At 67.1% G+C, this 6,689-nt stretch carries 5 protein-coding genes; 3 read left to right on the top strand and 2 right to left on the bottom strand.

Annotated features, from left to right (window positions below; genetic code table 11):
* Window positions 1-627 (bottom strand): phosphoribosylamine--glycine ligase (locus U9977_RS22935; protein ID WP_416210754.1); only part of this gene is annotated, 627 nt, incomplete at its 3' end.
* Window positions 628-816: 189 nt separating this feature from the next.
* On the bottom strand, window positions 817-1,827 hold the full coding sequence (locus tag U9977_RS22940; RefSeq protein ID WP_322751357.1) for a hypothetical protein: 1,011 nt from the start codon (window positions 1,825-1,827) through the stop codon (window positions 817-819).
* 331 nt (window positions 1,828-2,158) lie between these two features.
* On the opposite strand from U9977_RS22940, the gene U9977_RS22945 reads away from it, so the two are divergent.
* The 3 genes from U9977_RS22945 to U9977_RS22955 all read left to right on the top strand — a co-directional run bounded on the left by U9977_RS22945 (window position 2,159) and on the right by U9977_RS22955 (window position 6,211).
* Window positions 2,159-3,442 carry an adenylosuccinate synthase gene (locus U9977_RS22945; RefSeq protein WP_322751358.1) on the top strand — a complete coding sequence of 428 codons (1,284 nt, stop codon included), beginning with the start codon at window positions 2,159-2,161 and terminating at the stop codon, window positions 3,440-3,442.
* 746 nt (window positions 3,443-4,188) lie between these two features.
* Entirely contained in the window at window positions 4,189-5,550 is a 1,362-nt protein-coding gene (locus U9977_RS22950) for a pyridoxal phosphate-dependent decarboxylase family protein (RefSeq protein WP_322751359.1), read from the top strand.
* Between the two features lie 94 nt (window positions 5,551-5,644).
* A complete protein-coding gene (locus U9977_RS22955; protein WP_416210306.1) occupies window positions 5,645-6,211 on the top strand; it encodes a Uma2 family endonuclease in 567 nt (188 codons plus the stop codon).
* Window positions 6,212-6,689 lie beyond the last annotated feature (478 nt).

A 6,689-nucleotide genomic window follows, 5' to 3' on the forward strand; every position in this document is an offset into this window, starting at 1 on the left:
GTGGTCCTGAGCGGGTAGCAGGGGGATGACGGTCCCGGCTTCGGTCACGATCGCGAACAGCGAGACCTCGGGCCCGTCCAGATACTCCTCGATCACGACTCGGTCCTCGGGGTTGCGCAGGCATGCGCGTACCGCCTCGACCGCGCTGCGCCGGTCGGTCGTGACGGTCACTCCCTTGCCGCCGGCGAGACCGTCGTACTTGACGACGTAGGGCGGACCGAACTCGTCGAGGTCGGCGAGGGCCGGTTCGATCTCGGTGTGATCACGCGACGCCGCGGTGGGGACGCCGGCGGCGTGCATCACGTTCTTGGCGAAGGCCTTGCTGCCCTCCAGCCGCGCGGCCGCGGCGGTCGGCCCGAAGCAGCGCAGGCCTCGGACCCGCAGTTCGTCGGCGGCGCCGGCAACCAGGGGTACCTCCGGCCCGATGATGGTCAGATCCGCCTGGACGGCCTCGGCCAGGTCGGCCACGGCGTCGGGGTCGGCGACATCGAGCGGACGCGGCTGCGCCAGCTGCGCGGTGCCGGCGTTACCGGGGGCGCACACCAGCGCGCCTACCGCCGGGTCGCGCGACAGGGCCCGGCACAACGCGTGCTCCCGGCCTCCCGAGCCGACGACGAGGACCTTCACCTCGCCACCCGCCACCGCCCGGTCGGCTGGGCGCGGGCCGTGACCGCGTCGTGGTCGGTGGGTGGAGGCACGCAGTACAGGGTAGCGCCCGTGCCGACCACCTCATCCGGGCTGCTACCGGCCCTACCGGGCCAAAGGCGATGCGATCGTGGTTCTGTCGCATCGCCGGAGGCCGACGTCCCCGGGGCCTTACAGGCTGATGCCGGCATTCCACAGCAGGTGCGCCATGGCGTAGACGAGCTGATGCGCACACCGTCGGGCGTCGACTTCCGCCATGGACCCGATAACGGTGTGGACGTCGACCGGCCAGACCCGGACGTCGCGGCCGAGGACGGCCTGCGGCCCGGGGTCCTCGCGGCTTTCGAAGGTCTGTCCGGAGGCGTCCACGAACAGGTGCAGGGAGCGGCCGGTGTACGGGAAACTCTGGTTGCGCCAGTAGAGCACCGGCCAGGCCCGTGGCGGGGTGCGCCGGCCACGTCGAGGCGTCGCGGCCTCGGCGGGTTGATCCGGGGGTTGATCCGGGGGTTGATCCGGTTGCCGGTCTGCGACCACCCGGATCGTCAAGGTCGGGGTGAGGCCCTCGGCCGCGCAGATGGCGAGAAACTCGGCGATCTGTGCGACCGCATAGGTGGCGATGGCGTCCGCGCGCTCCTTGCGCTGTTCTTCGACCTCGTTGGCGCTGCGGACCGCGTGGCTGCCTCGCCTGAGCACCTCGGGCAGGGTGGCGGGAAGCAGGTCACCGATGGGTGAGAAGCCGACGGGCCAGGCATGTACACCGACGACCTGACTCGTGACCTGTGACTGGCGAATGATGTTGGTCCGCAACGCCGGTGTCCAGTGAACCGTGAGGGGACCGACCCGGCTGTCGGGTCTGCGATCAGCTGGTGGAGTCGCGACGGGCGGGGTGTCCTCCGGTGGGCCGCCGCCGGGATGCGCCACCGCCGGCAGGGGGGCGTCAGGCAGGTTCAGTGTGGTCAGACCTCTCCCTGGCTGGTCTCCGACCGGCGTCGGCGGCACGACCGGCTGTGCTGATGTGGGTCGGTCGGACGGATGTGGCGGCGGGGCCGACGGCGACGCGATGATCTTCTCTTCATGCCGCCGGTGGCTGGCGGAAACGCTCTCCGATGCCAGGTCGTCCGCCGTGCCGGTGCTCTGGCCGGAGCCTTCGGCACGCACGGACCGGGCGGTGACAGCGGCCACCGTGACACCCCCGTCCCGATTGACTAATCCTGTTACCGGAACAGCCTCCACAGTAACTCTTGGTAATGCAAGTAGGATCTTTATTTAGACGATCAATCGTGTCGCGACGGTGGACCGAGGGCCACTCGTCGCGATCATCCAGGGTCCGTCAGGGGTTTCCAGGCCCGCCGGGCACGGGAAATGATCGTGATCGTCATAGTGGTCGACGGGGGCGCTCGGCAGCGTCCGCACGTATCGGGTAGTTATGATCTTTAGCCCGTCGACCTGGATCGATATCACGCAGTGCCGCCCGTGCGCCCGCTCCGACCGGTGGGCCAGGTAATCTCGCCCGGTGCCTGCGCTCGTGCTGATCGGTGCCCAGTGGGGCGATGAAGGCAAGGGAAAGGCGACCGACCTGCTTGGCGGGGCGGTCGACTTCGTGGTTCGTTACCAGGGCGGTAACAATGCCGGACATACGGTTGTCATCGGTGAGGAAAGTTACGCTCTGCATCTGATCCCAAGTGGCGTGCTACGTGCCGACTGCGTGCCCGTGATCGGCAACGGCGTGGTGATCGATCCGGGGGTTCTTCTCGGCGAGATGGATGGGCTGATCGCCCGTGGCATCGACGTGTCCCGTTTGTTGATCAGCGCGAATGCTCATTTGATCATGCCCCATCATCGCGCGCTCGATAAGGTGACGGAGCGTTACCTTGGCAAGGCTCGGATCGGGACGACCGGCCGCGGGATAGGTCCGACCTATGGTGACAAGATTGCCCGGACGGGGATCCGCGTTCAGGACCTCCTCGACCCCGGGATCTTCCGGGCCAAGCTGGAGCTGGCGCTGCGGGACAAGAACCAGATCCTGACCAAGATCTATAATCGACGGGCCCTTGACACGGACGCGATCGTCGAGGAGTACGCCGGATACGCGCGCCTGCTCGGACCGCACATCGCCGATACCGGGCTTGTCCTGGACCAGGCGTTACGGGCCGGCAAGGTCGTCCTGCTGGAGGGTTCGCAGGGCACCCTGCTCGATGTCGACCATGGGACCTATCCGTTCGTCACCTCGTCGAACCCGACGGCGGGCGGGGCCGCGACCGGCTCGGGTATCGGCCCGACCCGGATCACGCGGGTGATCGGTATCTGCAAGGCGTATACGACCCGCGTCGGCTCCGGCCCGTTTCCGACCGAACTCACCGACAAGGTCGGCGACGAGCTGCGTGCCGTCGGTGGCGAGTTCGGTGTGACCACCGGTCGAGCCCGGCGCACGGGCTGGTTCGATGCGGTCATCGCCCGCTACGCCGTGCGCGTGAACGGGTTGACTGATGTTTTTCTTACCAAACTGGATGTATTGTCCGGATTTGATCGCGTTCCGATATGTGTCGGATATGACGTGCACGGTGTCCGCCACGACGACATGCCCATGACCCAGACCGAGTTCCATCACGCCAGGCCGATTTATGAGGAACTGCCGGGCTGGGGTGACGACATCTCGGGTGCCACGTCGTTCGATCAGCTCCCGCAGGCTGCTCGTGACTACGTGAAGGCTGTCGAGGAGTTGGCCGGGGCGCCGGTGTCGGCCGTCGGCGTCGGCCCCGGCCGGGATCAGACGATTACCATTCGTGATCTTCTCTGAGATCATCGTGATTGGGGTACCCGGTGATGCGGCGGCCGAGGGGCGGCGCCCGTATGATGGTCGACATCCTGGGCCGCCTTCCCGCCAACTGGCTGTGGACATGGCATGCTCAGGTTCGACCCACCGCCGATCCGCAAGGTTCGGCCAGCTACCCAGGGTGATTTTGCCGGTGTGCAGGATGGCTTGAGTGCCAGGTACTGGTGCCGGTGTTGGAATGTTGTGTAATGCCTTTCGTCCGCATCGTGGAGGTACGCAATGAAGCGTTTCGCGCTGATCGCCCTGCTGGCCGCTATTGCCGGCGGCGGTTTCCTCATTCGCCGGCGGGGCAAGCAGGACGTCTGAGCCGCCGGTGGGCTGACGGGTATGCGATCATGATGGGTCCCGCACGCCCGGTGGCCTGACCGACGCCGGGTGATCGCGCTCCACGGTCGGCACCGCGGTCGCGCTGTCGACCAACTGATCGGCGGTCAGTTGGTCGATGGCTGATGTCGCCTGTCTCGGTGCGTCTCGGTGCGTCTCGGTGCGTCTCGGTGCGTCTCGGTGTGCCTGGCTCACCGCCGGCTCGGCTCTGGCCCGTGACTGTCTCGGCGCGGTGCACGATCAGAATACAGTCGGCATTCGGCATTATTTTCCAGCTGTTTCGCTTTGTGCACCAATGCACATGAAATGCACATACTGCTACCGTGGTATCGCGTCCCTATTGTCAGGTGAGTCTGGCTATACTCTGCTCCGTGCATCGGTATGACATGGACAGCGAGATTCTGGCCCAGGCTGTTGTCGACTATGCGCGGGAGCGCCTGCGTCTGCATCCGGTCCCGCTGGACGGGTCGCGGTCCCACGCGGATCTGGCCGCCACCGCGGGAGCGACGATTACCCCCGACGGTATGGGCGGCGTCGAGGTGCTCGGTCTTTTCGACAAAGTCCTCTCCAGAGCCTGCATTTCAGTCGATCATCCGCGTAATCTCTCGTTCATCCCGGCGGCTCCCACCAAGGCGGCAATACTGTTCGATCTCGTTGTCGGGGCGTCGTCGGTATATGCGGGCAGCTGGCTGGAGGGCGCCGGTGCGGTCTACGCGGAGAACCAGGCGTTGCGCTGGTTGTCCGATCTGGCCGGTTTCCCGTCCCGGGCGGGTGGTGTCTTCGTCCAGGGGGGGACGGTCGGCAACCTTTCCGCCCTGGTCGCAGCCAGGCACGCGGCGCAGCAGGCCAGGCGGCAGGCGGCGGGTTGCGGGGCCGAACCCACCACCTGGCGGGTCGTCTGCGGTTCCGAAGCGCACTCCTCGGTTGAGACCGCCGCCCGCATCATGGGCGTCGACGTTCTGGTCGTGGCGACGGACCAGGACGGACGGCTCACCGGTCCTGCGCTGGGCGCCGCGTTGGACGCCGCCGGCGTCGCCGTTGCCGACACGGTCTTCGCCGTCGTGGCAACCGCCGGTACCACGCAGTTCGGCATTGTCGATGATATTCGCGGCATTGTCGACGTGGCCCGTGAACGCGGTATCTGGGTACACGTCGACGGCGCCTACGGACTGGCCGCCCTGGCTGCGGAATCAGTCCGTCACCTTTTTGCCGGTGTGGCGGATGCCGACTCCTTCATCGTTGATCCGCACAAATGGTTGTTCGCGCCGTTCGACGCCTGCGCGCTGATCTATCGGGAACCTGCGCTGGCCCGCGCGGCACATGCGCAGAAAGCGGGTTACCTCGAGGTGCTGGAGTCCACGGACGCCTGGAATCCAGCGGACTACGCGATCGGCCTGTCCCGGCGCGCGCGTGGTCTGCCCTTCTGGTTCTCCCTCGCCGTGCACGGGACCCGTGCCTACAGCGCCGCCGTGGAGAAGTCCCTGGCCACCGCCCGGGCCGCGGCCGACCAAATCCGGGCGCTGCCCTACGTCGAGCTTGTGCGCGAACCGCAGCTTTCCGTGGTTGTCCTGCGGCGCCTGAACTGGGCGCCGCAGATGTACTACGAGTGGACGGAGAAGCTGCTGCAGTCGGGTTTCGCGTTCGTCACCCCGACCGTCCACGAGGGGGAGACGGTGACCCGGTTCGCGATCGTCAACCCGTGCACCGAACCCGCGGACATCGCCGCGATCCTGGCGACCATGGCCTGAGCCGGCCTGAGTCGGGGGTCCGTTCCCCCGGCAGGCGCACAGTACGCTGTCAGGTAGGACTCAGGCCTGCCGCCAGGTTCGCAGGAGGTACGTCATGACCGCGGAGATGGTCGCCCCTGCGTGGATGCACGAGCAGATCACGGCGGAGCAGTACGACTCCTGGTCGCAGGAGCAGTGCGCGGGCATCGAGATCGTGGACGGGATGGTCGTCGTGAGCCCCAGCGCGTCCAAGCGGCACAACCGGCTGGCCCGGATCGTCGCGAACGCACTGGACGCGGCCGCCGGGGTGGACTGGAACGCCGACACGGACTTCGACGTCCGGCTGCAGGACGTGCCGCTCACCAATCGCCGTCCGGATGTCGTGGTGTATCGCGCGGACACGATCGACGTCACGCCCACCCGTCCCGAACACGTGCTGTTGGTCGTGGAGATCGTCTCGCCGGGTTCGGAGACCACCGACAGGATCGTGAAGGTGGACCAGTACGCCAAGGCCGGCATCGCCTTCTACTGGCGGATCGAGCAGGCCGCTACCGGTGTTCCGCTGGTCTACACCTATGTCCTCGACCCGGCGAGGCGGGTCTACCGGGACGGAGAGGTATTCACCGGCGTGGTCACGGTCTCGGCGCCCTTCGCAGCAGAGATCGACCTCCATCAGATCTGATACCCGTCCATCGCGAGCGTCCTGGCAGCGCTGAGACGAGAACCGAGGCGGAAGGCGACAATCAAACGCCGGGCTGGGTGATCGGCCCGGCGTTTTGTCTGGCTGTGGGCTATGGGCTGTGGGCTGTGGAGGTGGGATTTGAACCCACGGAGGGGTTGCCCCCTCACACGCTTCCGAGGTCTGAACGTCATCGTCCGTGACCGACCGCAGTGGTCCGGGTATGGCATTCCGCGGCGCTTCGACCGGACCTGAACGGCTCCGTACGTGAGTGAACGAGACCGGAACTGAGACCGGCGATACCCCTTCGCTGGCTCGCCGCAGCGCTCCGACGCCCCGAGTGGGAGGCGGAGACGACGCGCCCGGCGAGCATGGCGCGCCAGCGCCACGCGCAGTCCGGAGCGCGGCGGCCCGTCCGGGTCCTGCACGGCACGGCGCGGCGCATGCGGCACGGTGAGCACCGGTGAAGATCTCTTCACAG

Origin of the sequence: Protofrankia sp. Cas8, assembly GCF_963555845.1 — a bacterium.
Lineage (GTDB): Bacteria > Actinomycetota > Actinomycetes > Frankiales > Frankiaceae > Protofrankia.